The 24,318-nt window shown below is 67.0% G+C and carries 23 protein-coding genes; 11 read left to right on the top strand and 12 right to left on the bottom strand.

Annotation, left to right across the window (positions count from 1 at the left end; all coding sequences use genetic code 11):
* Positions 1 to 25: 25 nt before the first annotated feature.
* On the bottom strand, positions 26 to 586 hold the full coding sequence (locus ACJJV6_RS09430) for a 2'-5' RNA ligase family protein (protein WP_009357809.1): 561 nt from the start codon (positions 584 to 586) through the stop codon (positions 26 to 28).
* Positions 587 to 627: 41 nt separating this feature from the next.
* A complete protein-coding gene (locus tag ACJJV6_RS09435; RefSeq protein WP_009357810.1) occupies positions 628 to 828 on the bottom strand; it encodes a hypothetical protein in 201 nt (66 codons plus the stop codon).
* A 231-nt stretch (positions 829 to 1,059) separates the two neighbouring features.
* Here ACJJV6_RS09435 and ACJJV6_RS09440 point away from each other — a divergent pair, with 231 nt between their 5' ends.
* Both ACJJV6_RS09440 and ACJJV6_RS09445 read left to right on the top strand, forming a co-directional pair.
* A complete protein-coding gene (locus ACJJV6_RS09440) occupies positions 1,060 to 2,673 on the top strand; it encodes a peptide chain release factor 3 (protein ID WP_009357811.1) in 1,614 nt (537 codons plus the stop codon).
* A 6-nt stretch (positions 2,674 to 2,679) separates the two neighbouring features.
* The gene (locus ACJJV6_RS09445; RefSeq protein WP_009357812.1) at positions 2,680 to 3,915 is read left to right on the top strand and encodes a beta-ketoacyl synthase; all 1,236 of its coding nucleotides are present in this window, start codon (positions 2,680 to 2,682) and stop codon (positions 3,913 to 3,915) included.
* A 101-nt stretch (positions 3,916 to 4,016) separates the two neighbouring features.
* Here ACJJV6_RS09445 and ACJJV6_RS09450 read toward each other — a convergent pair whose 3' ends face one another.
* The 5 genes from ACJJV6_RS09450 to ACJJV6_RS09470 form a co-directional block, all read right to left on the bottom strand.
* Entirely contained in the window at positions 4,017 to 5,366 is a 1,350-nt protein-coding gene (locus tag ACJJV6_RS09450) for an MFS transporter (RefSeq protein ID WP_009357813.1), read from the bottom strand.
* 113 nt (positions 5,367 to 5,479) lie between these two features.
* Entirely contained in the window at positions 5,480 to 6,808 is a 1,329-nt protein-coding gene (locus ACJJV6_RS09455) for an enolase C-terminal domain-like protein (protein WP_009357814.1), read from the bottom strand.
* Positions 6,805 to 8,409, bottom strand: coding sequence for an aldehyde dehydrogenase (NADP(+)) (locus tag ACJJV6_RS09460; protein ID WP_354176837.1), 1,605 nt, complete (start codon positions 8,407 to 8,409; stop codon positions 6,805 to 6,807). Before ACJJV6_RS09460 ends, ACJJV6_RS09455 begins: the two co-directional genes overlap by 4 nt.
* A 37-nt stretch (positions 8,410 to 8,446) precedes the next feature.
* Entirely contained in the window at positions 8,447 to 9,361 is a 915-nt protein-coding gene (gene kdgD / locus ACJJV6_RS09465; RefSeq protein WP_133349537.1) for a 5-dehydro-4-deoxyglucarate dehydratase, read from the bottom strand.
* 141 nt (positions 9,362 to 9,502) lie between these two features.
* Entirely contained in the window at positions 9,503 to 10,390 is an 888-nt protein-coding gene (locus ACJJV6_RS09470; RefSeq protein ID WP_009357815.1) for a LysR family transcriptional regulator, read from the bottom strand.
* A gap of 139 nt (positions 10,391 to 10,529) precedes the next feature.
* On the opposite strand from ACJJV6_RS09470, the gene ACJJV6_RS09475 reads away from it, so the two are divergent.
* From ACJJV6_RS09475 to ACJJV6_RS09495, 5 genes are read left to right on the top strand one after another with little or no spacing between them, the layout of a single operon-like run.
* The gene (locus ACJJV6_RS09475) at positions 10,530 to 11,531 is read left to right on the top strand and encodes a tripartite tricarboxylate transporter substrate binding protein (RefSeq protein WP_009357816.1); all 1,002 of its coding nucleotides are present in this window, start codon (positions 10,530 to 10,532) and stop codon (positions 11,529 to 11,531) included.
* 5 nt (positions 11,532 to 11,536) lie between these two features.
* Positions 11,537 to 12,121 (top strand): tripartite tricarboxylate transporter TctB family protein, encoded by a 585-nt coding sequence (locus ACJJV6_RS09480; RefSeq protein ID WP_354176839.1) that lies wholly within the window; start codon positions 11,537 to 11,539, stop codon positions 12,119 to 12,121.
* 9 nt (positions 12,122 to 12,130) lie between these two features.
* Positions 12,131 to 13,663, top strand: a complete 1,533-nt coding sequence (locus ACJJV6_RS09485) for a tripartite tricarboxylate transporter permease (protein ID WP_009357818.1) — start codon at positions 12,131 to 12,133, stop codon at positions 13,661 to 13,663.
* Positions 13,660 to 14,064 carry a universal stress protein gene (locus ACJJV6_RS09490; RefSeq protein ID WP_009357819.1) on the top strand — a complete coding sequence of 135 codons (405 nt, stop codon included), beginning with the start codon at positions 13,660 to 13,662 and terminating at the stop codon, positions 14,062 to 14,064. Before ACJJV6_RS09485 ends, ACJJV6_RS09490 begins: the two co-directional genes overlap by 4 nt.
* Before the next feature lie 21 nt (positions 14,065 to 14,085).
* On the top strand, positions 14,086 to 14,349 hold the full coding sequence (locus tag ACJJV6_RS09495; RefSeq protein WP_407710400.1) for a hypothetical protein: 264 nt from the start codon (positions 14,086 to 14,088) through the stop codon (positions 14,347 to 14,349).
* Between the two features lie 53 nt (positions 14,350 to 14,402).
* Here ACJJV6_RS09495 and ACJJV6_RS09500 read toward each other — a convergent pair whose 3' ends face one another.
* Positions 14,403 to 14,882 carry an NUDIX domain-containing protein gene (locus ACJJV6_RS09500; protein ID WP_009357821.1) on the bottom strand — a complete coding sequence of 160 codons (480 nt, stop codon included), beginning with the start codon at positions 14,880 to 14,882 and terminating at the stop codon, positions 14,403 to 14,405.
* Positions 14,883 to 14,998: 116 nt separating this feature from the next.
* Between ACJJV6_RS09500 and ACJJV6_RS09505 the strand changes: the two genes are divergently transcribed.
* Positions 14,999 to 15,268 carry a hypothetical protein gene (locus ACJJV6_RS09505; protein WP_009357822.1) on the top strand — a complete coding sequence of 90 codons (270 nt, stop codon included), beginning with the start codon at positions 14,999 to 15,001 and terminating at the stop codon, positions 15,266 to 15,268.
* Positions 15,269 to 15,311: 43 nt separating this feature from the next.
* Here the strand turns inward: ACJJV6_RS09505 and ACJJV6_RS09510 are convergent, their stop codons facing one another.
* From ACJJV6_RS09510 to ACJJV6_RS09525, 4 genes are all read right to left on the bottom strand, one after another.
* Complete coding sequence (locus tag ACJJV6_RS09510; RefSeq protein WP_407710401.1) at positions 15,312 to 16,274, bottom strand: adenosine deaminase; 963 nt, start codon at positions 16,272 to 16,274, stop codon at positions 15,312 to 15,314.
* 32 nt (positions 16,275 to 16,306) lie between these two features.
* Positions 16,307 to 17,992 (bottom strand): ATP-binding protein, encoded by a 1,686-nt coding sequence (locus tag ACJJV6_RS09515; protein WP_407710402.1) that lies wholly within the window; start codon positions 17,990 to 17,992, stop codon positions 16,307 to 16,309.
* 180 nt (positions 17,993 to 18,172) lie between these two features.
* Positions 18,173 to 19,546: a DNA repair protein RadA gene (gene radA / locus ACJJV6_RS09520; RefSeq protein ID WP_009357825.1), complete on the bottom strand. Its 1,374-nt coding sequence runs from the start codon at positions 19,544 to 19,546 to the stop codon at positions 18,173 to 18,175.
* 89 nt (positions 19,547 to 19,635) lie between these two features.
* Complete coding sequence (locus ACJJV6_RS09525; protein ID WP_407710403.1) at positions 19,636 to 20,763, bottom strand: FUSC family protein; 1,128 nt, start codon at positions 20,761 to 20,763, stop codon at positions 19,636 to 19,638.
* 254 nt (positions 20,764 to 21,017) lie between these two features.
* On the opposite strand from ACJJV6_RS09525, the gene pstS reads away from it, so the two are divergent.
* The 3 genes from pstS to pstA all read left to right on the top strand — a co-directional run bounded on the left by pstS (position 21,018) and on the right by pstA (position 24,288).
* Positions 21,018 to 22,136 (top strand): phosphate ABC transporter substrate-binding protein PstS, encoded by a 1,119-nt coding sequence (pstS, locus tag ACJJV6_RS09530; RefSeq protein WP_407710404.1) that lies wholly within the window; start codon positions 21,018 to 21,020, stop codon positions 22,134 to 22,136.
* A 106-nt stretch (positions 22,137 to 22,242) separates the two neighbouring features.
* Positions 22,243 to 23,175, top strand: coding sequence for a phosphate ABC transporter permease subunit PstC (gene pstC / locus ACJJV6_RS09535; RefSeq protein ID WP_009357828.1), 933 nt, complete (start codon positions 22,243 to 22,245; stop codon positions 23,173 to 23,175).
* A complete protein-coding gene (pstA, locus tag ACJJV6_RS09540; RefSeq protein ID WP_407710405.1) occupies positions 23,176 to 24,288 on the top strand; it encodes a phosphate ABC transporter permease PstA in 1,113 nt (370 codons plus the stop codon).
* Positions 24,289 to 24,318 lie beyond the last annotated feature (30 nt).

Genomic DNA, 24,318 nt, shown 5'->3' on the forward strand with positions numbered 1-24,318 from the left:
CGGAACCGGCCACTTTGCTCTCTGGCTAGCCCGGGACCCGGGGAAGTTCCTGGCCGAAGGGTCCCAGGGAGGTGATGGTCCTGGTGGTGCTGTCCCAGTGCCGGGCGGCCGTGCACTGGCCCTCCCCGCGCAACTCAAGCAGGTCCAGTGCCGTCCCCAGGAGATGCCCGGGAACCCGGCGGGCGAGGGTGACATGCGGTGTCCAGGCATCAGGCATGGTCAACGGGAGCGCACCGGCCACCCGTTCGTGGAGGGCCCGGTGCAGGTCAAGGAGCGCAGCCGTGACCACAACCGAGCGGGCAAGGACATACTTGCCCGCCCCGGAAGTGAAAACCTGGATACCGGAGAACTCGAGGGCCAGCGGCAGCCCCTGCCAAAGGTCATCGGCGTTGTCCGGCACCGTCGGGTCCTGCACCGTCAGGTACTGCACCGTCAGGTCCGGGCCGGCGGCAAGGGTGATGTGCGGGCTGTTGCTGGGTGACGTATGGCCCGCCTGGCTGGGAACGCCCGCAGCGGCGAGCCTTGTCCAGTCGGCCCTGATGAGGGAATCGGAGGAGGCGTCCAAAACCAGTTCGATGCTGCGCATGGACACATCATGCCGCTACCGCAGCTTCGTCAGGCACTTGGCTAGCGTGCGCGCTCCCGGAGCATGCGCTGCAGATCCTTGCTGACGGCGGTCAGCGATGCAGCCCGCAGCGCCTTCAGCTCCGCTACCGTCTGCCTGCCGCGGCCGTCGGCCGCGCCCCGGCCTGCATTGCGGTCCTGGTCCCGTGCGGAGTCCGGGCCGGTGGTAAGGGGATCGAAAAACAGCTTGCCCTGCGTCGTCATGGGGCCACGCTAACCGCCCGCCGTTTCCCGGTTTTGAACGAATGGTTTCACGGGCGTTAAGCGGGCACGGAACCGGTTTGCGGCACTGCGATAAACTTGTACCTTGGCTGTCCGCCGGCCCGTCCACCGGCCCCGCGGCCCGCCGTTCCGTGAAGCGCAGCGCCTGGAGTGCAGTGCTTTGAAAGGCGCCGCCAGCGCCTGGGCAATCCCAACCGCAGCGAAAGTAGCACCGTGTCCCAAGATGTCCTGACCCCCGCCCGGATCTCCGCGATTCACAAAGAGGCGGGCCGCCGCAGGACCTTTGCTGTCATCTCGCACCCCGACGCCGGCAAGTCCACTCTCACGGAAGCGCTCGCGCTGCACGCCAAGGTCATCGGCACCGCCGGCGCCTCCAGCGGCAAGGCGAACCGCAAGGAAACGGTCTCCGACTGGATGCAGATGGAAAAGGACCGCGGCATCTCCATCAGTTCCGCAGCCCTGCAGTTCTCCTACCGGGATACGGTCATCAACCTGCTGGACACCCCCGGCCACGCCGACTTCTCCGAAGACACCTACCGGGTGCTCGCCGCCGTCGACTGCGCCGTGATGCTGGTGGACGCCGCCAAGGGCCTGGAAACCCAGACCATGAAGCTGTTCGAGGTCTGCAAGCAGCGCAACCTGCCCATCATCACCGTCATCAACAAGTGGGACAGGCCCGGCCTGGATGCGCTGGCCCTGATGGACGAGATCACCGAACGCACCGGCCTGCAGCCCATGCCCCTGACCTGGGCCGTCGGCATCTCCGGCGACTTCCGCGGCGTCTGGGACCTCCGCAACGACCGCTTCGCCCGCTTCCAGCGCAACAATGCCGGCGCGCAGATCGCCATCACCGAATACTTCACCCCGGAGGAAGCCGCGGAAAGCCAGGGCAGCAACTGGTCCGACGCCGTGGACGAGGCCGGCCTGGTGATCGAATCGAACCTGGAATTCGACGTCGACGCCTTCCACGCCGGCAAGGCAACCCCCATCCTGTTCAGCTCCGCCGCGCTCAACTTCGGCGTCAAGGAGCTGCTGGACGCGCTGGTGGACTTCGCCCCGCCGGCGGCACCGCGGCCGGACGTGGACGGCAGCCCGCGGCCCGTCGAATCGCCGTTCTCCGGTTTCGTGTTCAAGGTGCAGGCCGGCATGAACAAGGCCCACCGTGACCACGTCGCCTTCATCCGTGTCTGCTCCGGCGTGTTCGAGCGCGGCATGGTGGTTACCCAGACCCGCACCGGCAAGTCCTTTGCCACGAAGTACGCGCAGCAGGTGTTCGGCCGGGAACGCGAAGTTATTGACGAGGCGTACCCGGGCGACGTGGTGGGACTGGTTAACGCCTCGTCCCTGCGCGTCGGCGACAGCCTGTTCCTCGAGGAGCCGGTGGAGTACCCCGCCATCCCGCTGTTCGCACCGGAACACTTCCAGGTGGCGCGGTCCAAGGACCCCTCCAAGTTCAAGCAGTTCCGCCGCGGCATCGAGCAGTTGGAGCACGAGGGCGTCATCCAGGTGCTCCGTTCCGACGTCCGCGGGGACCAGGCGCCGGTGCTTGCCGCCGTCGGCCCCATGCAGTTCGAGGTGGTGGAGGACCGCATGGCGCACGACTTCAGTGCCCCCATGCGCCTGGAACGCCTGCCCTACTCGTTGGCGAGGATTTCGACGGCGGAGGCCATGCCCGCGCTTGCCAACGTGCCCGGCGCCGAGGTGCTGCTGCGGTCCGACGGCGAATACCTCGCCCTGTTCAACGACGTCTGGGCGCTGCGGCGGATCGAAAAGAACCACTCTGACCTCACCCTGGTGCCCATCGGCACGCACAACCCCGCGAAGTAAGGCACCATGACCCCGAACCCATCACCTGTCCGCGCCGTGGTGACCGGCGCCGGTACCGTCAACCCGCTCGGCTCGTCGGTTGCCGACACCTGGGCCGCCCTTGTGGCCGGAAAATCGGGCATTGCCGCCCTGGACGCCGACTGGGCGGAGCAGCTTCCGGTGAAGATCGCCGGCCAGGCCCCTGCCGACCTTTCCGGCCATCTCAGCACCCGCGAAATCAAGCGGATGGACCGTTGCGGCCAGCTGGCGCTCATCGCCGCGCGCGAAGCGTGGGCCCAGGCGGGTACGCCCGAGGTGGACCCCGAACGGTTTGCCGTGGTGATCGGCTCCGCCTACGGCGGCCTCGGCTCCACCCTTGAACAGGACCGCACGCTGGCGGAGTCGGGGCCCCGCAAGGTGTCGCCCCACACCCTGACCCGGCTCATGGTGAACGGCCCGGCGGCCTGGGTGTCCATCGACCTTGGCGCCCGCGGCGGCGCCCGCACGCCGGTCAGCGCCTGCGCCTCCGGGGCCGAGGCGATTGTGCAGGCGGCGGAGATGATCCGCTCCGGCGCGGCCGACGTCGTGATTGCCGGCGGCGTGGACGCCTCCGTCAACGACCTCGTGATTACCGGTTTCTCCCAGATCCGCGCCTTGTCCACCCGCTCCGATGAGCCGCAGCGCGCCTCCCGCCCGTTCGACGGCGGCCGGGACGGTTTCGTGCTGGCCGAGGGCGCCGGCGTGGTGGTGCTGGAGAGCGAGGAGCACGCGCGTGCCCGCGGCGCGGCGGTGCTGGGTGCGGTGGCCGGCGGAGCAGTCACTTCCGACGCCAACGACATTGTGGCGGCGGACCCGGCCATGCAGCGGCGTGTGATGCAGAAGGCCCTGGAGTCGGCCGGTATGCAGCCCGCGGACATCGGCTTCGTGCATGCCCACGCCACGTCCACCCCCGTGGGGGACCGGCTGGAAGGCCAGGCCATCAACGCGATCTTTGGCGCGGACGTGCCGGTGACCTCCACCAAGGGGCACACCGGCCACCTGCTGGGCGGCGCAGGTGCGCTGGCCGCCGTCGTGGTCCTCGAGGCGCTGCGCACCGGCCAGCTGCCGGGGACCCTCAACGTCGAAGAACTGGACCCGGAAGTGGACCTTAACGTCGTCACCGAAGACGTCCACACCCTCCGGCCGGGTTATTCCCCGGCCGGCCTGGTGAACGCCTTCGGCTTCGGCGGGCACAGCGTCGCCCTGGTCATCACGGGCTCGTAGCCAAAACGCCCGAATCGCCGGAACCTGACACAGAGACGTTTCAGGTACCCGGCACCGTTCCGGCGATCTGGATGTAGCGGGCGGGCGTGGAGAGCCGCGCGTCAGGCCCGGCTGGGAACCGGAGCCTCCAGGACACGCTCCTCCTGGGCAACCTCGCCGCCGTCGGTCCGGCGTTCCTTCAGGAAGTAGACCAGGCCGGCAGCGATGGTGGATGCGGCGGCCAGGGCGAACAGGCCGGGGATGACGCTGCCCGTCTGTTCCTTGATGATGCCGAAGCCGAAAGGTGCAACGAAGCCGCCCAGGTTGCCCAGCGAGTTGATGATGGCGATCGCCGGGGCCAGGACCAGCGGGTGCAGCCCGGACTGCGGAATGGTCCAGAACAGCGGAGAAGCGCTCTTGAAGCCCATGGCCGCGATGGCCAGGAACACCAGGGCCATGACCGGCGATGCGACGGCGGCCGCGAAGGTGCCGACGGCGGCCACCAGGAGCGCAACCACCAGCAGTGGGCGCTTGGACTTTGCCTTGTCCTGCAGCTTGGCGGCAAAGTACATGGCGAACACGGCGCAGACCCACGGGATGGAGGACAGGAATCCGACGGTGAGGTCCGTGGTGCCGGGGATCTGCTTGATGATGCTGGGCAGCCAGAAGGTGTTGGCATAGATGGACAGCTGCACCGAGAAGTAGATGCCGCACAGCAGCAGGATCTGCGGGTTCAGGAGCATCTTCCAGCGGTTCGCCGTGCCGGCGCCGGCCTTGGCGTGCCGGGCGTCCTCGTCGGCGATTGCCGCTGACAGTGCGTCCTTCTCGGCCGGGGACAGCCACTTGGCGTCCCTGATTGTGGCATCCAGGACAAAGAACACTGCGCAGCCCACCACAACGGACAGTGCGCCTTCAAAGCCGAACAGCCACTGCCAGCCGCGCAGGCCCAGGGCGCCGTGGAGGCTGAGGAGCATCCCCGCGATGGGGCCCGAAATCGCCGCGGCGATGGAGGACCCGGCGATGAAGATGGCCGTGGCCTTGCCGCGCTGCCCGGCCGGGACCCAGCGGGCGAAGTAGAAGATGACGGCGGGGAAGAAACCGGCCTCGGCGGCGCCCAGCAGGAAGCGCAGGACGTAGAACATGGCTTCGTTCTGCACGAAGGCCATCAGGAAGGAAACAGTGCCCCAGCTGATCATGATCCTGGTGAGCCACACCTTGGCACCGTACTTTTCCATCATGACGTTGCTGGGGAGCTCGAAGATGGCGTAGGCGATGAAGAACAGTCCGGCGCCGAAGCCGTAGGCAGCTGCCCCGATCCCCACGTCAGCCTGGAGGTGGTCCTGGGCGTAGCCGATGTTTGAGCGGTTCAGCTGGTTGCAGACCAGCATGACCAGCATGATGGGCAGCACCCGCTTGAAGAACTTTTTCGTGGCCGAGGCCACGTCCGAGACAGCATTGTCCACAGACATCATTGAATGTTTCCTTTGGGGGTTTGGTAACGCAGGCCGGCCGCGGGCGCAGGAAAGCAGTGGGGCCCGTCACAGCGGACCCCACTACTTTACCGGACAGCTGCCGGCGGAGGTTTCTATCGAACGAGGCAGGGCCGCTTCGGGTCGAAGGACCAGCCTTCGATGTAGTACTGCATGCCGATGCTGTCATCCCGGGCGTCCAGGCCGTGCTCGAGGTACAGCTGGTGCGCCTTGTCCAGGGCGTCCCGGTCCAGTTCAATGCCCAGGCCCGGGGCATCGGGCACCTCGATGGCGCCGCCCTTGATCTGCAGCGGCTCCCTGGTGAGGCCCTGGCCGTCCTGCCAGATCCAGTGGGTGTCCAGGGCCGTGATCCCGCCCGGAGCCGCAGCGCCGGTGTGCGTGAACATGGCCAGCGAGATGTCGAAGTGGTTGTTGGAGTGCGAGCCCCAGGTAAGGCCGAACTCGTTGCAGAGCTGGGCCACCCGGACCGAGCCGTGCATGGTCCAGAAGTGCGGGTCCGCCAGCGGGATGTCCACGGCGTTGCTGCGGATGGCATGGGACATTTCCCGCCAGTCCGTGGCGATCATGTTGGTGGCCGTCTTCAGGCCCGTGGCCCGGCGGAATTCCGCCATCACCTCACGGCCGGAGAACCGGCCTTCGGCGCCGCAGGGGTCCTCGGCATAGGCCACGACGCCCTGCATCCGCTTGCCGAGGCGGATGGCGTCCTCGAGGAGCCAGCCGCCGTTCGGGTCCAGTGTCACCCGCGCGTCAGGGAAGCGTTTGGCGAGGGCGGTGACCACATCCACTTCCTCGTCGCCGGACAGCACGCCGCCCTTGAGCTTGAAGTCGCTGAAGCCGTAACGCTCCTGCGCGGCCTCGGCCAGGGCGACGACGGCTTCCGGAGTCATGGCCTCCTGGCGGCGGAGCTTCTCCCACCGGTCGGCGGGCGCGTCCTCCACCAGGTAGGGCAGGTCCGTGCGGGCGTGGTCCCCCACGAAGAACAGGTAGCCGAGCATCGGCACGGACGTGCGCTGCTGGCCGTCGCCGAGCAGTTCCGCCACCGGGACGCCGAGGAACTGGCCGTGCAGGTCCAGCAGGGCTGATTCGACGGCGGTGACGGCGTGGACCGTGGTGCGCAGGTCGAAGGTCTGCAGGCCGCGCCCGCCGGCATCGCGGTCCGCGAACTCAGCCGCCACCTCGCGCAGGAGCGAGCGGTAGCGTGCCACCGGCTTCCCGCTGATCAGGGCCCCGGCCTCCTCGATGGTGGTGCGGATCTTCTCGCCGCCGGGAACCTCGCCGAGGCCGGTGCGCCCGTCCGAATCGGTGATGATCACAACGTTGCGCGTGAAGAAGGGGCCGTGCGCACCGCTGAGGTTCATCAGCATGCTGTCGTAGCCGGCAACCGGTACTACCTCGACGCCGGTGATGGTGGGCTGGCCGCTCATGCGCTGACCTCTGCTTTCTCTGCGGCGGGAACCACGTCGCCGTTGATGCGGCGGTTGAGGTGCCACGGGTTGGTGTCCTGGAGGGCCTCGGGGAGCAGTTCCTGGGGAATGTTCTGGTAGGCGACCGGGCGGAGGAACCGGTTGATCGCGAGGGTGCCCACGGAAGTGGTGCGGGTGTCGGAGGTGGCAGGGAACGGGCCGCCGTGGACCATGGCGTGTCCCACTTCGACGCCGGTGGGCCAGCCGTTGACGATGATGCGGCCCACCTTCTGTTCGAGGACAGGGATCAGGGGCGCCGCCGTCGGGTAGTCCGCCTCGGTGAGGTGCAGGGATGCGGTGAGCTGGCCTTCGATCCGGCCGGCGGCCTTGAGCAGGTCCTGGACGTCCTTGTACCGGATGACCAGGGAGGCGGCGCCGAAGATTTCCTCGTGCAGGACGTGGTTGCTGACGAACTGGTCCACGCCGGTGCCGAAGATGGTGGGTGCGGGGGCGTTCCGGGTGTCGCCGGGCCTGCCCTGGCCGAGGAGTTCGACGCCGTCGGCCTTGCCGAGCGCTTCGGTTCCGGCGGTCCAGGACCCGGCGATGCCCTCGGTGAGCATGGTCTGCCCGGCGCAGGCTGCCACGGCGCGGGCGACGGCGGCAGCGAGTTTGTCGCCTGCCTCGCCTTCGGGGGCGAAGAGCAGGCCGGGGGAGGTGCAGAGCTGGCCGGAGCTGCCGGTGACGGCGGTGACGTAGGCGGCGGCGAGGGCGTCGACGTCACCCTTCAGGGCGCCGTCGAACACGAAGACCGGGTTCAGGGAGGACATTTCGGCGTAGACCGGAATGGGCTCGGGCCGGGCGGCGGCGGTCTTCATGAGCGCGGTGCCGGCGGCGCGGGAGCCGGTGAAGCCGACGGCCTTGATGGCGGGGTCGGAAACGAGGGCCTGGCCGATGCTGGCGCCGGGGCCGTAGATCAGGGAGAACACGCCGGGGTGCAGGCCCGCGTCCTTGACGGCCTTGGTGACTGCCTGGCCGACGAGTTCGCTGGTGCCGGGGTGGGCGTTGTGGGCTTTGAAGACCACGGGGCAGCCGGCGGCCAGCGCGGAGGCGGTGTCACCGCCGGCGGTGGAGAATGCCAGCGGGAAGTTGCTGGCGCCGAACACGGCCACGGGCCCGAGCGGGATCTGGCGCTGGCGGATGTCCGCGCGGGGCAGGGGAGTGCGGTCCGGGATGGCGGGGTCGATGCGGACGCCGCGGAAGTCGCCCTGCCGGACGACGTTCGCGAAGAGGCGCAGCTGGCCGGTGGTGCGGGCGCGTTCGCCCTGCAGCCGGGCCGCGGGCAGCCCTGTTTCCTGGCCTGCCCGGATGATCAGTTCGTCGCCGATGGCTTCGATGTTGTCCGCGATGGCGTCCAGGAAGGCGGCGTGGGTTTCCGGGTCAAGGGTGCTGAAGGACGGGAAGGCCTCCTTCGCCGCGGTGGTGGCGGCCTTGAGCTGCTCTTCGGTCAACAGCGTGTATGCGGGCTCCAGCGCCTCGTTGGTGGCGGGGTTGAAGCCGAAGGTTGTCTTGCCGTCGCCGACGACGTTCTGTCCGGCGATCAGGGAGTGTCCGGTGAGGGTCACGTGGGTTCCTCCTGTGTAGCGGGTGTCTGGGGGACGGTCAGGAAACTTTGGCGATGAGGGCTTTGAGGTCCGCCAGGTCCTTTTCGGCCATGTTCTGCAGCGGGGGACGGACCGGTCCGGCGGAGCGGCCGATGGCGTCCAGGCCGCCCTTGACGATGGAGACGGCGTAGCCCTTCACGCGGTCCCGGATATCCAGGTAGGGGATCACGAAGTCGTTCAGCTTCTGGTTGACGGCCGCGCGGTCGTTGTTGCGGACATCCTGGTAGAAGTCCAGGGCAAACTGCGGGACGAAGTTGTACATGGCGCTGGAATAGGTGCTCATGCCCAGCTGCAGCAGCGGCAGGGCGAAGGTTTCCGCGGTGGGCAGGCCGCCGAGGTAGAACAGCCGGTCGCCGAGCTTGGCGTAGACGCGGGCGTCGTGTTCGAGGTCGCCCACGCCGTCCTTGAAGCCGATCAGGTTTTCGTGGCGGTCAGCCAGGGTGGCCACGGTGGTGTCCTTGTAGATGGCGTTGGCGCGGTTGTAGATGATGACGCCGAGGGAGGTGGAGCTGCAGACGGCGCTGACATGGTCGATGAGTCCGCCCTGGTCCGCTTCGGTCAGGTACGGGGGGAGCAGCAGGATGCCTTCGGCGCCGGCGGCCTCGGCGGCCTGGGCGTTCTCGATGGCCTGCGCCGTGGATCCGCCCGCGGAGGCCAGCACCGGAACCTGGCCACCCACCTCGTCGACGGCGGCAGCAACCACGCGCGCGGATTCAGCCGGGGTCAGGGAGAACCCTTCGCCTGTGCCGCCTGCTGCGAAGAGGCCGGCCACCGGGAAGCTTGCCTGCCACGCAAGGTGCTTGCGGTAGTTCTCCTCATCGAACTGCAGCCGGGCGTCAAAGGATGTCACCGGGAACGACAGCAGGCCGTCCTTCAGCGTGTTTGCCAGTTCCTGCGGGGTGTATTTTGCCACGGTGTGTCCTCCATGTGATCGCCGTGTGCGGCGGCTGGTGTTGGGTTCCCGTTCAGGTTAGGCAGCGGACATCATGCCTGTCTAAGTGTATTTATGTATCTATTGATGCCGTAACGGCATCGTACCGTCTGGGTCCTGCTTCTACTCCGCGCGGAATTCCAGGTCCTGCAGGAGGCGCCGCAGGGCCGGGTTCTCCAACTTGCGGTTCCAGATCGCGTGCAGCTCAACGGGTTGTTCCGTATCCATCCCTGCGATGGGGAGGAACTCGACGCCTTTGAGCCCCAGGAGCGTGGCCGAGTGCGGAACGAACGCGACTCCGCGGCGGGCGGCCACCAGCGAAACCATGGTGAGGACCTGGCTGACCGTATGCACCACATTGGCGTGCTGGATGGGGAGCAGCTTCACCACCAGGTCGTAGAAGTACGTGGCCTTGGTGGGTGAGTGCATGATGAGCGGTTCATCCTTGAAGTCCGCGTCCTCCACCGGCCGGGTCAGCCGGGCAAGCCGGTGCCCCTCCGGGACTGCCAGCATCATCGCTTCCCGGTACAGCAGGTGGGAGTCGAAGGTGTCCCGGTCGAAGGGCGGCCGTGCCAGGCCGAGGTCCAGCCGGCCGGTGAGGAGCCCCTCGATCTGTTCGCCGGTCACGAGTTCCTGGAGGTCGACGTCCACGTCCGGGATGATTTCCGCAACCTCCTCGAGCAGCGGCCCGAGGATGCTGAAGCCGCTGGCTGCCGTGAAGCCGATCCGGAGGACACCCGAGCGGCCGGTGGCGATCCGCCTGGCAGTGACAGGGGCCCGGGCCGCCAATGCCATCAGCCGTTTCGCCTCCTCCAGGAAAGCGCCGCCTGCCGGGGTCAGCTGGACCTTCCGGTTGTCGCGTTCCAGCAGTTCCGTCCCGATGGCCTTCTCAAGTTTCTGGATCTGCCGGCTCAGTGGAGGCTGGGTCATGTTCAGCCGCTCCGCAGCCCTGCCGAAGTGGAGTTCCTCTGCCACCGCGATGAATCCGGCCAACTGGTCAAACGTAAACATGATGCCTTTCGGGTATTACTCGATGCTTATCTGGGCTTAGACAGGCATCATACTCCTCCCTAAACTCGACCTAGCGAGCCCGAAGTGATTCGGTTCACAAGCCATCCGGGCCAGTCCGGAGCAGTATCAAGGAGTCCCAATGAAGCACTTCCCCTCCCGCCGCACCGTCCTGGGTGCGGCGTCCGCCATCACGCTGCTGGCGCTGACTGCGTGCGGCAATGTTGCCGGCGGCGCCAGCAATTCCGCAGAGTACCCGTCCGGGCCCATCAACCTCACGGTCGGCCAGGCGGCTGGCGGCAGCACCGACCTCATTGCCCGTGCCCTCGCCGAAGGCGCTTCCAAGACCCTCGGCCAGCCGATGCCCGTAGTCAACAAGCCCGGAGCCAACGGTGCCCTGGCCACCAAGGAAGTGGCCGGCAAGCCGGCCGACGGGCAGGAACTGGTCCTGTTGACCGCCTCCCTCATCACCATCACCCCGCTGGCCGTGACGCCGGATGAAGCTGTCAACATCGACGACCTGGACATCATCGCCGGCCTTTCCCAGGATGACTACGTCCTGGTGGCCAGCCCCGAGTCCGGCTTCAAGAGCTTCAAGGACGTCACCGACGCCGGCCGCAACGTCACCTTTGGCACCACCGGAGTGGGCACCGGCAGCCAGCTGGCCCAGACCGTGCTCTTCAAGCAGGCCAACGTCACCGGCACCGACATCCCGTTCGACAGCGGCAAGCCCGCCCTGACCGCGGTCATGGGCAACCAGGTGGAGCTCGCCACGATCCAGCTCGGCGAGGCCATGCCGCAAATTGAAGCCGGCAAGGTGTCCCCGCTCCTGGTCTTCTCCGAGGACCGCAACAGCTTCCTGCCGGATACCCCGTCTGCGAAGGAAGCCGGTTACGACGTCCCCGTTGCACAGTACCGCGCCGTGGCAGCCCCCAAGGGGACGCCGCAGGAGGTCAAGGACAAGCTCCTCGAGGCCTTCCAGGAAACCTTCAAGTCGGACGCCTACAAGGAGTTCAACGAGAAGAACATGCTGACCCCCAAGGAACTCTCCGGCGAGGAAGTTGTTGAGGAATGGAAGGGCTACGCAGCCAAGTACAAGGAGCTGGTGGAGAAGTACGACATCAGCCTGAGCGGAAATAAGTGATTCCTGTGAATGGAACACCCGCAGTACCCGCCGGGGGAGGGAGGACCGCTGCCTCCCCCGGCGGGGACACCCCCCGCACCGGGAGCGGCGAAGCCCTGGAGGACCTGACCCCGGAACAGCTCGCGGCCCAGTGGGAAGCGGAGAAGCCACCTGCGGCAGGGGCCCTGGCCAACACGGCGTCCTCGCTGGTGGTGGTCGGGGTGGGGATTGCCGCCGTCGTCCTTTCCATCGCGATGGGGCTGGGAACGCCGGACAAGCCGCAGCCCGGGCTCTGGCCCTTCCTCATCAGCTGCGCCATGGTGGCCCTCGGCCTCTTCCAGCTGGTCATCGGCCGGCACAACCGTGACGCTGAAAAGTTCACCAGGATGTCGACGGCGCCCCTCACCGGCCTGGTGACGCTCGCGGCCATGGTGGCCCTCATGCCCCTGATCGGATTCGAACTGCCCGCGCTGGTGCTCTGCATCATCTGGATGCGCTTCCTGGGCGGCGAAACCTGGCGCTCCACGCTCCTGGTCAGCGCGCTCGTCGTCGTTGCCTTCTACGGCATCTTCGTCCTGGCGCTCCGCACTTCCATTCCCCACCTCTTCTAGGAGAACGCCGTGGACTTTTTGAACCCCGTCATTAACGGGTTTGCGGTTGTCCTGGAGCCGACCAACCTGCTCTACTGCCTGGTGGGCGTCGTCATCGGCATGCTCATCGGCGTGCTGCCCGGGCTCGGCCCGGCGGCAACCATCGCCATCCTGCTCCCGCTGACCTACGGCGTGGAACCGGTCACCGCCATCATCATGCTGGCCGGCATCTTCTACGGCGCCCAGTACGGCGGCACCATCACCTCCGTGCTCCTCCGCCTCCCCGGCGAGGCATCCTCCGTGGTCACGGTCTTCGACGGCTACCAGCTGGCGAAGCAGGGCAAAGCCGGTACCGCCCTGGGGCTGGCCGCCATCGGCTCGTTCGTCGGCGGCACGGCCGCCATCATCGGCCTCACTTTCCTTGCCCCGCTCGTGGCCGGCTTCGCCCTGGACTTCGGGCCTCCGGAGTACACCGCCCTCGCCCTGCTGGGCATCCTCCTGGTGGCAACCATCAGCAGCGGCGCCAAGGCCAAAGCCCTCATCGCCGCCGCACTGGGACTCCTGCTTGCCACGGTGGGCCGGGACATCTTCACCGGCGAAAGCCGCTTCACGTTCGGCAGCCTGCAGCTGGCGGACGGCATCGACTTCGTCCCCATCGCCATGGGCATCTTCGGCCTGGGCGAGATCCTCTACAACCTGGAGGAACGGCACCGTGCAGCCAAGGCGCCGTCGAAAGTCGCCAACGTCTGGCCCTCCCGCGGCGACCTCAAGCAGGCCTCCGGCGCTGTTGGCCGCGGCTCCGTCCTCGGCTTCTTCCTGGGCATCCTCCCTGGTGGCGGCGCCACCATTGCCTCCATGGCGTCCTATGCCATGGAAAAGAAACGGGCCAAGCAGCCGGAACGCTTCGGCAAGGGCGCGCCGGAAGGCGTTGCCGGGCCGGAAACGGCCAACAACGCCGCCGCCACCTCCTCCTTCATCCCGCTGCTGACCCTCGGCATCCCGGCCAACGCAACCATGGCGCTGATGTTCGGTGCGCTGCTGATCCAGGGCGTCACGCCCGGGCCGGGACTCGTTGAGGAAGACCCGGAGCTGTTCTGGGGCGTGGTGAACTCGATGTACATCGGCAACATCCTGCTGCTGATCATGAGCCTGCCGCTGGTGGGCATCTTCGTCCGGATCCTCCGCGTCCGGGCTGCCATCCTGGCGCCCATCACGGCGCTGATCACCCTGCTCGGTGCCTACACCATCAACAACAGCATGTTCGATGTCACCCTAGTGGTGGTCTTCGGCGTTGTGGGTTACCTGATGAAGAAGTTCGGCTACGAACCCGGCCCGCTGGTGCTCGCCTTCGTCCTCGGCGAACTCCTCGAAAGCTCCATGCGCCGTTCCCTGCTGACGTTCGGCGGCGACCCGTTCGGATTCTTCGGCCGCCCCATCTCGGCCACCCTGCTGGTGGTCTTCGTCCTGGTGGCCGTGCTGCCGTTCATCCGCAGCGCCATCGCCAAGCGCAGGACCGTCTCCACCCCAACAGCCGCCAGGCCGGACATAAAGGAAAAGGTATGAGCATCGTCGTTGGATTCGTTCCCACCCCTGCCGGAGAAGCGGCCCTCGCGGCAGGCATCGCCGAAGCGCGGCTGCGGAGCGAGGACCTCCTGATCGTCAATTCCGCCCGGGAGGGCGCGCTGGTGGACAAGTCGGTAGCCCCGGACGTCCTGCTGGAGCAGGCGGCCCGGCGCGCGGCAGATGCGGGCGTGGAGGCGCGCGTGATCCAGCCGCCGTACCAGCACGACCTCGCCGACGAGTTCCTGGACGTGGCCCGGGAGGCCAACGCGTCCCTGATCGTCATCGGGCTGCGCCACCGCACCCAGGTGGGCAAGTTCATCCTGGGCAGCCACGCCCAGCGCATCCTGATGCAGGCGGACCGGCCGGTGCTCGCGGTCAAGGCCGACGGCGGCAACTTCTAGCAGCGGAAGGACCGAGGCAGCATGTACAGGCACAATCCGGTCCGGCGGGCAGCGGCACTTCCCCACGCGCCGGTACCCGACTGGTCAAAGCTCGCCAGGGACGACTACGTGGAGGTGCGGACCTCCAGCGGGGCGGTGTTCGCCGGAACCATCGACATGATCGCCGCCAACCGCAGCGTCTTCTGGGTGATCCGCAGCGACGGTGCCGGCCGCACCATGGTGTACTCCGGCGACGACGTTTCAGTCACCAAGGTGGCCAGGCGGCCGGAGTTTGCCGCTGCCTAACCGCGCGGAAGTGCCGGAAAAGCCGGTGGTCCCAGCAGGGGCCACCGGCTTTTTTACGTCCGACGGCGGACATGGTCAGCAAGTGCGTCGAGCGCCGGGATCTGCCCCTTGACCAGCTTCAGGCGGGCCTCGTGCTCGGGGAACCAGCGGGCGTCGTCGACCTCGGGGTAGTCCTGGATCCGGCCGGAGCCCTTGGGCCATTCCAGCGGAAAGGTGTTGCTGGTGATCTGCCCGGGCTGGAAGTCCTGCTCGGCCGTAAACACGGTGATGATTTTGCCGGAGGGCTGCTTGAAATCACCAAGATGGCGGTAGTCAGCGTCCGGCGCCGCGGTACCCATCTCCTCCGCAAATTCACGCAGCGCGGCCACCAGCGGGTCCTCATCATCCGTGTATTCGCCCTTGGGGATTGACCAGGCGTGCGTGTCCTTGCGGGCCCAGAACGGTCCGCCCATGTGGGCGATCCAGACCTCCAGTCCCTCGGTCCCGCCCTGCCCCCTTCTGTACAGCAGGATTCCTGCGCTTCGTACCGGCATATCTCCTCCAGTGGTGCGGCGAAAAAAGTTCCGGATCCGCCGTCCGGTGTTAACCCGCAGTTCACGGTGCTGCTTTAGGTTATTCCTTCAAGCACTCTGCTCGAAGGGGACCCGTCATGGCCAATATTGCTGAAGTGTTGGGTCGGCTGACGCCGGAAGAACTTGATGAACTCCGTGGCCTGGGCCCCCAGGGCCACTTGCCGCGGCATCTCCAGGATGCTTTGGACCGCGCTGCGGGCGGCCCCGGCTCAGGACGGGGATACTACGTCCCGACCGGCAACGTCAGCGCCACGGGCGGTCCGCTGCTGGCGCTGCGCAGCGACGTGTCCAGCTGGCTCTTCAATTCGCACCGCGACGACCCGGACCAGCTGCCCCGGCACCAATAGTTCCACTCTGTCCCGGCCCGTATATTGAGAGGCCGGGCGCACGTCATCCTGCCATCCGCGACAAGACCCGGCAGGCAGCGAGGCTGAACCAGAGCTGAAGGTCGTGGTACCTGTCCCGGAACAGATGACCTGTGAAGAGACCGGTCGGTTCCTGGTGTCCGGAGAGCCAGTCCCGGGCATGGTCTGTCTTCTCCGACGTGAAGCCGGGCAGGATGATGGTGATGGTGTCGAGGGCAGAGACGAGGTCCGTCATCCAGAAGGGGAAGCTGAATTCGGTCCAGTCGGCGACCCGCCCCTTATCCGGGTAGGCGTCCGGTTCGAAGAGCCGGCCTGCCAGAAGTACAGCGGCCATCCTGGCTGTGGGGCCGGTTCGGTGCCGGGGATGGGCTGCGTACGCCCTGAGCACCACTCCTGTAATGAGGTGTGAGAACGGCTGCGTGGGGTCGGCGGAAATGGTCTGCGATTCTCCAAGGGCGTCGAGGTTCCTTCCACGTGTACGGAGTGGGAGGGCCCAGCCGCCGTCGTCCTGCCGCATGGCCTCGAGCCAATTGAATGCGAGTTCCACGCGTGGGTCCTCCGGGTACCCGGCTTTGACGAGTAACTCCAGGAAGCCTGCGGTGTAGTTCGGAGAATACTGGTTGCCGTAGATCCCCCGCAGGTCACCCTGGGCTGACTGGTGCGAGAACACGAATTCGGCGGCCGCGGCGAGGGCAGGATGTTCCCTTGTAAGCCCGAACATCTCCACGAGGAACCCGAGCTGCCGGTAGGTCTCCAGGAGGTTGTAGTCCGTTCCGGCCCGGGGGCGCTTCCCCGGATAAGTCCATGACCCGTCAGTTGCCTGGCGCCGCACGATCCCTCTCGGGACCGGAAGGTCCCAAAGGACTTCTGCAGGCGTCCCTACGGAGCCGTGGGTAAGATCCCGGATTGCCCAATACCGCACGGCCGGATTCCTGCCCGCCACCAGGGGAGGGATCGGGTCGAAGCGAAGGCTGTGCAGCCATGCCATGAAACCATGATCCCCTTCATCCTGCCCTCGGGTCAGGATGCCGCCGGGAGGGTGAACGTTACGGTGGTGCCTTTCCCGGGTTCGCTGGCAAGGGTGATGGCGCCGCCGTGACCTTCCACGATGGTCTTGCTCACCGGCAGTCCCAGGCCTGCCCCGGGGATGGCCGTTGCCCGCGACCGGGCCGAGCGGAAGAACTTGGTGAAGGCCTGCTCCTGCTCGTCGGCATCCATCCCAAGGCCGGTATCGGTAACGGAACAAGTGAGCTTGCCGCCGCTCTTGCGCGCGCAAACGGTGATGTGGCCTCCGCCCGGCGAGTACTTGACCGCATTGGAGAGCAGGTTCTGGACAACCTGACGTATCCTTTCCGGGTCGACGCGGGCCGGCAGCGGCTGTTCAACATCGAGGTCGAGCCGGAGTCCGTTCAGGGACGCCTTGGGAACCTCCGCTCCAACCACTTCGGTTACCAGTTGCGCAAGGTCTGCCTCTTCCAGTGACAGGTCCACCCGTTCCGATGCGACGGCTATGAGGTCGTTGACCAGGGCCAGCAGGTGCCCGGCATTCCGGTGGACCACCAGGAGTTCCTCCCGGATGTCCTCGTGGCCGGGCTCTTCCAGCACCAGCTCGAGGTAGCCCAGGATCGACGTCAGCGGTGTCCGCAGCTCGTGGGAGACAGTTGAGACAAAGTCGTCCTTGGCGGCCAGGGCGCGGATCAATGTGGTCACATCAACGAACGTGACAACTGCGCCGCCGTCCTTCCCGTCGCGGGCGGGTATGCCGTGGGCGCTGACGGAGTAGGCGTGCTGTTCCTTCGGGCCGCCCGCCCAGTACAGCTCGTCCCGGAACTCGACGCCGGCGGCGGCGCGGGCAACGGGCGTCGCGTCGGCGGGCACGGAAGTTGCGCGGTCCGGCAGGAGGAGGCCGTTGCCGGCATTTCCGGGAAGGGCGGCCAGCGCCGGGTCCGCCTGCAGCGCCTTGTTGGTCAGGACGGTGCCACCGTTCCGGTCCACCACCCAGACGCCGATGCCGACGGCCCCCAGCACCGCGTCCAGCAGCCGCTGCTTCCGGACGCTTTCGGCGAGTGTCACTTCCAGTGCATGCTCTTTGTCCACCAGCCGTTGGCGCTGCCGGCGGATCGTTCCGGCGACCAGGTGGGCGGTCACTGCGACGGCGGACAGGATGAGAGGCAGAAAGATGGTGCGGATCATGGACGCTGACGTGGGGGGCGAACCGGCGACGACGGAAGGCACCACCGTGCTGAGCACAGTGCCAAGGATCGCCAGGACAACCATGTACCGGCGCGGCTGCGCTGCCAGCCAGACCACCGGGAACACAAGCAGCAGGCTCATGACGTTGAAGGGTGGGCCGCCCGCCTCACGGCTGAACCCGATCGCCAGGCAGTCCAGAACGGCTATCACCGCAAAAGCTTCGGTACGCAGCCTGTTCCACGGCAGCACCAGGCAGGCGGCAAAGAGCACAGCATGCGCAAGCAAAGCCAGCTGGAACTGCCTGTCATCCAGGGCCGAGGGACTGAAGACCGCGGCGGCCAGCACCACCAAGACCACGGTCACGGTAAGCGGCAGATGGCTCAGCACCATTCGGCTGCGGACGCCAAGCCCGCCGAACAACCCGTCGAGCTGGCCTGTAACAGGCAGGTCCGGCGGCGCGGCGGCAGTGCCTTGCCCGGCCGCGTTGACAGTGGCTTCCCCGGCTTGTTTCATTTCCGCCCCCCAGCGCAAAGACAGAAACCCCCGTCTGCATGAAGGCGCTTTTCCTCAGGCTACCCGCGAACCGGCGTGCGGTGAACAAGGAATTGCTTTGTGTCCTGGACAGCGCGCAGGCCGCCGCTGCTTCGCGCAAGGCAGAAGCAGTGGAGAAGCGGGCTTGGACGAAGGGGAGACCTAACCGATCAGGAGACTGAGTGCCTCCGTCAGGTGGGACACTTCGCGCACCGAGAACCCTGCCGGCACGGGACCCGGACCTGTATGGCTGGCCGGGACCACCGCGTGGGTGAACCCCAGCCGGTGCGCCTCCTGGATGCGCTGGTTGATGCCGGGCACGGGCCGGACCTCGCCCGCGAGCCCCACCTCGCCAAACGCAATCAGGCGGACCGGCAGCGGTTTGCGTGCTTTTGCTGACGCGACGGCCAAGGCAACGGCGAGGTCCGTGGCGGGCTCGCTGAGCTTCACCCCGCCCACGGTGGCGACGTAGGAGTCGTCCTTGTGCAGCAGGGTTCCGGCGCGCTGCTGCAGCACGGCCAGCAGCATGGATACGCGGGAGCTGTCCAGCCCGCTGGTGGCCCGGCGCGGCTGCGAGTTGGGGCTTTCGGCGAGCAGCGACTGCACCTCCGCGAGCAGCGGACGGCGGCCCTCCATGGTGACGGTGATGCAGGTGCCGGAGACCGGGTCCTTGGTGCGGCTGACGAAGAGCCCGCTGGGATCGGCAAGGCCTTCAATGCCGTTCTCGTTCAGGTCGAAGCAGCCGACGTCATCAGTGGGCCCGTACCGGTTCTTGACCGCGCGGAGCAGCCGCAGCCGGGAGTGCCGTTCGCCTTCGAACTGGCACACGACATCCACCAGGTGCTCCAGCAGCCGGGGCCCGGCGATGGAACCGTCCTTGGTCACATGGCCCACCAGCAGCGTGGTCATGTTGCGGCGCTTTGCGGCGGCAATAATCGATGCCGCCACTTCCCGGACCTGGGACACGCCGCCGGCACTGCCGTCCACGTCCGCGCTGCTGAGGGTCTGCACCGAGTCCACGATCAGGAGCCGCGGTTCGATCTTCTCCACCTGGCCCAGTGCCTGGCCGAGGTCCGTTTCCGCGGAGAGGTACAGGGATTCCGCGACGGCGTCGATCCGCTCCGCACGGAGTTTCACCTGCGCAGCGGATTCTTCGCCGGTGACATAGAGGACGTCCTGGGCTGTCCGGGCGAACTTGGCCGCGACATCGAGCAGCAGGGTCGACTTGCCCACGCCGGGTTCGCCGGCCAGCAGGATGACGGCGCCGGGTACCAGGCCGCCGCCGAGTACCCGGTCCAGCTCATCCATCCCGGTGGGCATGAAGGCAGCCGTGGTGGCATCAACCTCGGCAATGGGCCGCGCGGGTTCGACAACTGTTGTTGCCGCCGTCGTACGAGCCACGGCGGTGCCGGTCTCCTCAACGGTGCCCCACGCCTGGCACTCGCCGCAGCGTCCCACCCACTTAACGGTGGTCCAGCCGCACTCAGCGCATTTGTAGCCGGGCGCCTTGGACGCCCGGGAAGTCTTTGTTGCCATGCGTTCAACCCTAAAGGCGGCCACCGACATTACCCGCCAGCTCCGGGCGCGAGTGGCTGAACCCGGAGGGGCGGGCCAGGTCACGGGCGCTAAAGTGCAGGCAGGATGTCCCTGGCCTCGCGGGCGTCCATGCCGGTGGCCTCCAGCAGGTCCACCATCAGCGGCCGGTACAGCATCACCACTGTCTCGCCCTCCAGGCGCTGGACTTCCAGGAGTTTCGGATGCAGCCGCAGCGCAATTTCGCTGAGCTCCCGGCGGGCCGTGCGCAGGTGGGCGCGGCGGACGCCGTCGTGCGTTTCCGCCAGCCCCAGCGACAGCTCGTCAATCGCGGCAGCGGTCTCCTGGAGCACCTCCGCGATGTTTTCGGTCGCCTCGTCCGACAGTGCCGCGTGGTTGATGGCGCTTGTGAGCCGCCGCGCAAACACCCTGCTGTTGCGGAGGGCGAGGTCAATGAAGTCCAGTGACTGCTGCAACTGGTCAAGTTCATCCCGGTGCCGGCGGTACGCGGGGGCCAGCCTCGCCACCTCGCCCGAGGCCCGCAGGGAATGCCGCATGCCGTCCACCAGCGGCTGGCAGTTCCGGCCCCGGACCAGCGCGTGCCACGCCCGGGTGGAATCACTGTCCACCAGCGCCTCGGCGCATTCACGCAGCACCTCCGCAAGCTCATGCAGCAGCTTCCGGACGTCCTTGCGCGGTTCCCGGCGCGGGTCCTTGGGCGCCACGATGGTGACCAGCAGGGCGAACAGGCCCCCGATGACGGCGTCGATGCTCCGGGTGAACGGCCCGCCGGACGGTGCCGGCAGCAGCACCACCAGCAGCGACTGCAGCGCCAGCTGCGTGGTGAAAATATTGCCGCTGTCCAGGAAGCGGGCCAGCAGGATGGAGAACAAAAGGACGACGGCGGCCTGCCAGATCCCGCCGCCCAGCCAGTGCAGGAGCAGGTCACCCACCGCGATGCCGATGGTGCAGCCCAGGCCCACCTCCAGCACCCGCCGCAGCCGCGGCTCTCGCGAGAAGCCCAGGGCAATCAGCGAGGAGGTGGCGGCGAACAGCGGGCCCGAATGCCCCAGCACGTACTCGGCAAAGGCATAGGCACCTACCGCGCACACTGTCATCTGGATGGCCGGAACCAGCGAATTGCGGCTGCGGATCAGCCCGGTGCGGACCCTGCCGCGCAGGAACCGCCTGCCTGCTGAGAGTCCTGGTGCGGGGGCCATGCCGTCCAGTCTATTTGCTGCCCGCAGCCTTTTATTTGCACCCGGCCCCCTACGACTGCGGATGTGATCTGCGCAATGGGAACCCGGCAGTTGTCAGCGAAAATCCCGTCGTCGTTAATGTTCCGTTCACCTTGGGCAGGGCATCCCGTTACCTGCGGCCCTTAACTTCGATGAAGGTACACAACGTACGCATCGCGCTGCAGGGTTCTCCGTCCCTGTCCCGCACTGAATAACCCTGGAAGGGGTACATCTAAGTGAAGGCACTCCGCATCGGCCGCCACGCGGCTATCGCTGTTATCGCAGCCGGCGCACTCGCGCTCACCTCCTGCGGTTCAGATAACGCCACGGGCACCGCTCCCGCAGGTGGCCAGACCTCGGGCACCAAGGTCACCGGCACGCTGACCGGCATCGGCGCCTCCTCTACCGGCGCAGCCATGGACGCCTGGAAGGCAGGCTTCGCCGCCGCAAACTCCGGCGCCACCGTGCAGTACTCCCCGGACGGCTCCGGCGCCGGCCGCAAGGCCATCATCGACGGCTCGGCCCAGTTCGCCGGCTCCGACGCCTACCTTAAGGACGAGGAGCTTGAAAGCTCCAAGGCTGTTTGCGGCCCTGACGGTGCCATCAACATCCCGGTGTACATCTCCCCGATCGCCGTGGCCTTCAACCTGCCGGGCATCGAAGAGTTGAAGCTCGATGCCGCCACCGTGGCCAAGATCTTCCGCGGCGAGATCGCCAACTGGAATGACCCCGCGATCGCCGCCCTCAACGAAGGCGTTGACCTTCCGGACCTGAAGGTCACCCCGGTGAACCGTTCTGACGATTCGGGCACCACCACCAACTTCACCGACTACCTGGCCTCCGCCGCCCCCGAGGTCTGGACGGACAAGTCCTCCGGCGTCTGGCCCGCCAGCCTCCAGGGCGAGAACGCCAAGGGCACTTCCGGCGTGGTCAAGACCGTCACCGACACCCCGGGTGCCGTAACTTACGCTGACGACTCGGCTGTGGGCGGCAAGCTGGGCACTGCATCCATCAAGGTGGGCGAGGAATTCGTCAAGATCTCGGCTGAAGCGGCTGCCAAGGCCGTCGAGGCCGGCTCGCCGGTTGAAGGCCGTTCCGCCAACGACATCGCGATCAAGCTGGACCGCAAGACCACCGCTTCCGGGGCATACCCCATCGTCCTGGTCTCCTACCACGTGGTCTGCAGCGCCTACGACAGCCAGGAAACCGTTGACCTGGTCAAGGCCTTCGAGAGCTACGTAGTCTCCGAGGAGGGGCAGCAGACGGCCGCGGATTCCGCCAAGTCGGCACCGCTGTCGTCCGCCCTGGCCGAGAAGGCTGCCACGGCAATCGAGTCCATCAAGGTCAAGTCCTAATCAACGCGCCAAAAACCGGGTTCCCCGCCTGCCGAAAGGCAGTGCGGGGAACTTCGGTTTGGACGCACCATTATTCAGTGTCAGTTAACGATCGAAGGGCCGTCGAATGACCGCCACCTCCCTGACCAGCACCCAGGGCGCCGGCCGTGCCGGTGACAAAGTCTTTTCCACCGCCGCGCTGGCCGCCGGCTGCTTCATCCTTGCCGTCCTGTTCGGCGTGGCGCTGTTCCTGGTGGTCCAGGCCATTCCGGCGCTGACCGCCCCGGCCGCGGAAATCCAGGGCGGCGAAGGGTTCTTCGCCTACATCTGGCCAATCGTCATCGGCACCATCATCGCGGCTGCCATCGCCCTGGTCATCGCCACCCCGATCGCCATTGGCGTCGCCCTGTTCATCTCGCACTTCGCGCCCCGCCGCCTCGCTTCCGGCCTGGGCTATGTGGTGGACCTGCTCGCCGCCATCCCGTCCGTGATCTACGGCGCCTGGGGTGCGGCGTTCCTGGCCAAGGAAATCTCACCGGCCTACAACTGGCTTGCGGCGAACATGGGCTGGCTGCCCATCTTCCAGGGACCGGCCTCCGCCACGGGCAAGACCATCCTCACCGCAGGCATTGTCCTTTCGGTCATGGTGCTGCCCATCATCACCTCGCTGTCCCGCGAAATCTTCCTGCAGACCCCCAAACTGCACGAGGAAGCCGCGCTGGCGCTCGGGGCCACCCGCTGGGAAATGATCAAGATGTCCGTGTTCCCCTTCGCCCGTCCGGGCATCATCAGCGCCGTCATGCTCGGCCTGGGACGTGCACTCGGCGAGACCATGGCAGTGGCCCTGGTCCTGTCCTCCGGCGCCCTGACAGCCAGCCTCATCCAGTCCGGCAACCAGACCATCGCCGCGGAGATCGCCCTGAACTTCCCCGAGGCAAGCGGCCTCAAGGTCAGCACCCTGATCGCCGCCGGCCTGGTGCTGTTCATCATCACCCTGGCCGTGAACATGATCGCCCGCTGGATCATCAGCCGGCACAAAGAATTCTCGGGAGCCAACTAAATGACCTCCACGCTTACCCCGGTTCGCAGCAAGCGCTCCGCACTCACCAAGGGCCAGCTGCCCAAGTACGCCCCCTACGTGGTCTTGGCCGCCGCGCTCATCGTCGGCGCGGCCATCCTGGCCCTGCTGGGTTTCAATGCCTTCGGCTGGGGCATCGTTTCGGCGCTCCTGTTCGCTATCGGGCTGGTGTCCTGGAGTGCCGCAGTGGAAGGATCCCGCAAAGCCAAGGACAAGCTGGCCACCTGCCTGGTGGTCGGGTCCTTCCTGGTGGCGCTGCTTCCGCTGGTCTCGGTGATCTGGACCGTCCTGGTCAACGGCGTTCCCGGACTGCTGACCCCCGGCTTCCTCAGCACCTCGATGAACGGCGTCACCGGCGTCTACGACAACAAGGCGGTGGAGGAGGGTGCCCCGGTGGTGGGCGGCATCTACCACGCACTGCTGGGCACCGTGCAGATCACCCTGCTGGCAACCCTCATCTCCGTTCCGGTCGGCCTGCTCACCGCCATCTACCTGGTGGAATACGGCAATGACGGCCGCCTTGCCAGGGCCATCACCTTCTTCGTCGACGTCATGACCGGCATCCCGTCCATCGTGGCCGGCCTGTTCGCCGCGGCCTTCTTCTTCGCCGTCGTGGGCCCGGGCACCAAGACCGGCGCAGTGGCGGCCGTCGCCCTGTCGGTGCTGATGATCCCCGTGGTGGTCCGCTCCAGCGAGGAAATGCTGAAGATCGTCCCTAACGAGCTGCGCGAAGCGGCCTACGCCCTGGGCGTCCGCAAGTGGCGCACCATCCTCAAGGTGGTCATCCCGACGGCGATCTCCGGCATTGCCTCCGGCGTCACCCTGGCCATCGCCCGGGTCATCGGCGAGACCGCCCCGATCCTGGTCACCGCGGGCTTCGCCACCAGCATCAACTCGAACGTTTTCGGCGGCTGGATGGCTTCGCTGCCCACGTTCATCTACACCCAGATCCTGAACCCCACGTCGCCGGCCAACCCGGATCCGTCCTCCCAGCGCGCGTGGGGCGCGGCCCTGGTGCTGATCATCCTGGTGATGATCCTCAACCTGGCGGCACGGCTCATCGCCCGCGTCTTCGCGCCCAAGACCGGCCGCTGACGCACGCTTCAGGGACTGTCCCTACCGCCC

Origin of the sequence: Arthrobacter nitrophenolicus, from assembly GCF_045833485.1 — a bacterium.
In the GTDB taxonomy this organism is placed as follows: Bacteria; Actinomycetota; Actinomycetes; order Actinomycetales; family Micrococcaceae; genus Arthrobacter; species Arthrobacter nitrophenolicus.

Excerpts from the sequence above, each read along its gene's own strand:
- ACJJV6_RS09470 (WP_009357815.1), bottom strand. The coding sequence starts at position 10,390 with ATGTTTACGTTTGACCAGTTGGCCGGATTCATCGCGGTGGCAGAGGAA.
- ACJJV6_RS09525 (WP_407710403.1), bottom strand. The coding sequence starts at position 20,763 with ATGGCCCCCGCACCAGGACTCTCAGCAGGCAGGCGGTTCCTGCGCGGC.
- ACJJV6_RS09500 (WP_009357821.1), bottom strand. The coding sequence starts at position 14,882 with ATGCCGGTACGAAGCGCAGGAATCCTGCTGTACAGAAGGGGGCAGGGC.
- ACJJV6_RS09430 (WP_009357809.1), bottom strand. The coding sequence starts at position 586 with ATGCGCAGCATCGAACTGGTTTTGGACGCCTCCTCCGATTCCCTCATC.
- ACJJV6_RS09490 (WP_009357819.1), top strand. The coding sequence starts at position 13,660 with ATGAGCATCGTCGTTGGATTCGTTCCCACCCCTGCCGGAGAAGCGGCC.
- radA (WP_009357825.1), bottom strand. The coding sequence starts at position 19,546 with ATGGCAACAAAGACTTCCCGGGCGTCCAAGGCGCCCGGCTACAAATGC.
- ACJJV6_RS09515 (WP_407710402.1), bottom strand. The coding sequence starts at position 17,992 with ATGAAACAAGCCGGGGAAGCCACTGTCAACGCGGCCGGGCAAGGCACT.
- ACJJV6_RS09455 (WP_009357814.1), bottom strand. The coding sequence starts at position 6,808 with ATGAGCGGCCAGCCCACCATCACCGGCGTCGAGGTAGTACCGGTTGCC.
- ACJJV6_RS09445 (WP_009357812.1), top strand. The coding sequence starts at position 2,680 with ATGACCCCGAACCCATCACCTGTCCGCGCCGTGGTGACCGGCGCCGGT.
- ACJJV6_RS09495 (WP_407710400.1), top strand. The coding sequence starts at position 14,086 with ATGTACAGGCACAATCCGGTCCGGCGGGCAGCGGCACTTCCCCACGCG.
- ACJJV6_RS09475 (WP_009357816.1), top strand. The coding sequence starts at position 10,530 with ATGAAGCACTTCCCCTCCCGCCGCACCGTCCTGGGTGCGGCGTCCGCC.
- ACJJV6_RS09510 (WP_407710401.1), bottom strand. The coding sequence starts at position 16,274 with ATGGCATGGCTGCACAGCCTTCGCTTCGACCCGATCCCTCCCCTGGTG.
- ACJJV6_RS09450 (WP_009357813.1), bottom strand. The coding sequence starts at position 5,366 with ATGATGTCTGTGGACAATGCTGTCTCGGACGTGGCCTCGGCCACGAAA.
- ACJJV6_RS09435 (WP_009357810.1), bottom strand. The coding sequence starts at position 828 with ATGACGACGCAGGGCAAGCTGTTTTTCGATCCCCTTACCACCGGCCCG.
- pstC (WP_009357828.1), top strand. The coding sequence starts at position 22,243 with ATGACCGCCACCTCCCTGACCAGCACCCAGGGCGCCGGCCGTGCCGGT.
- pstA (WP_407710405.1), top strand. The coding sequence starts at position 23,176 with ATGACCTCCACGCTTACCCCGGTTCGCAGCAAGCGCTCCGCACTCACC.
- ACJJV6_RS09505 (WP_009357822.1), top strand. The coding sequence starts at position 14,999 with ATGGCCAATATTGCTGAAGTGTTGGGTCGGCTGACGCCGGAAGAACTT.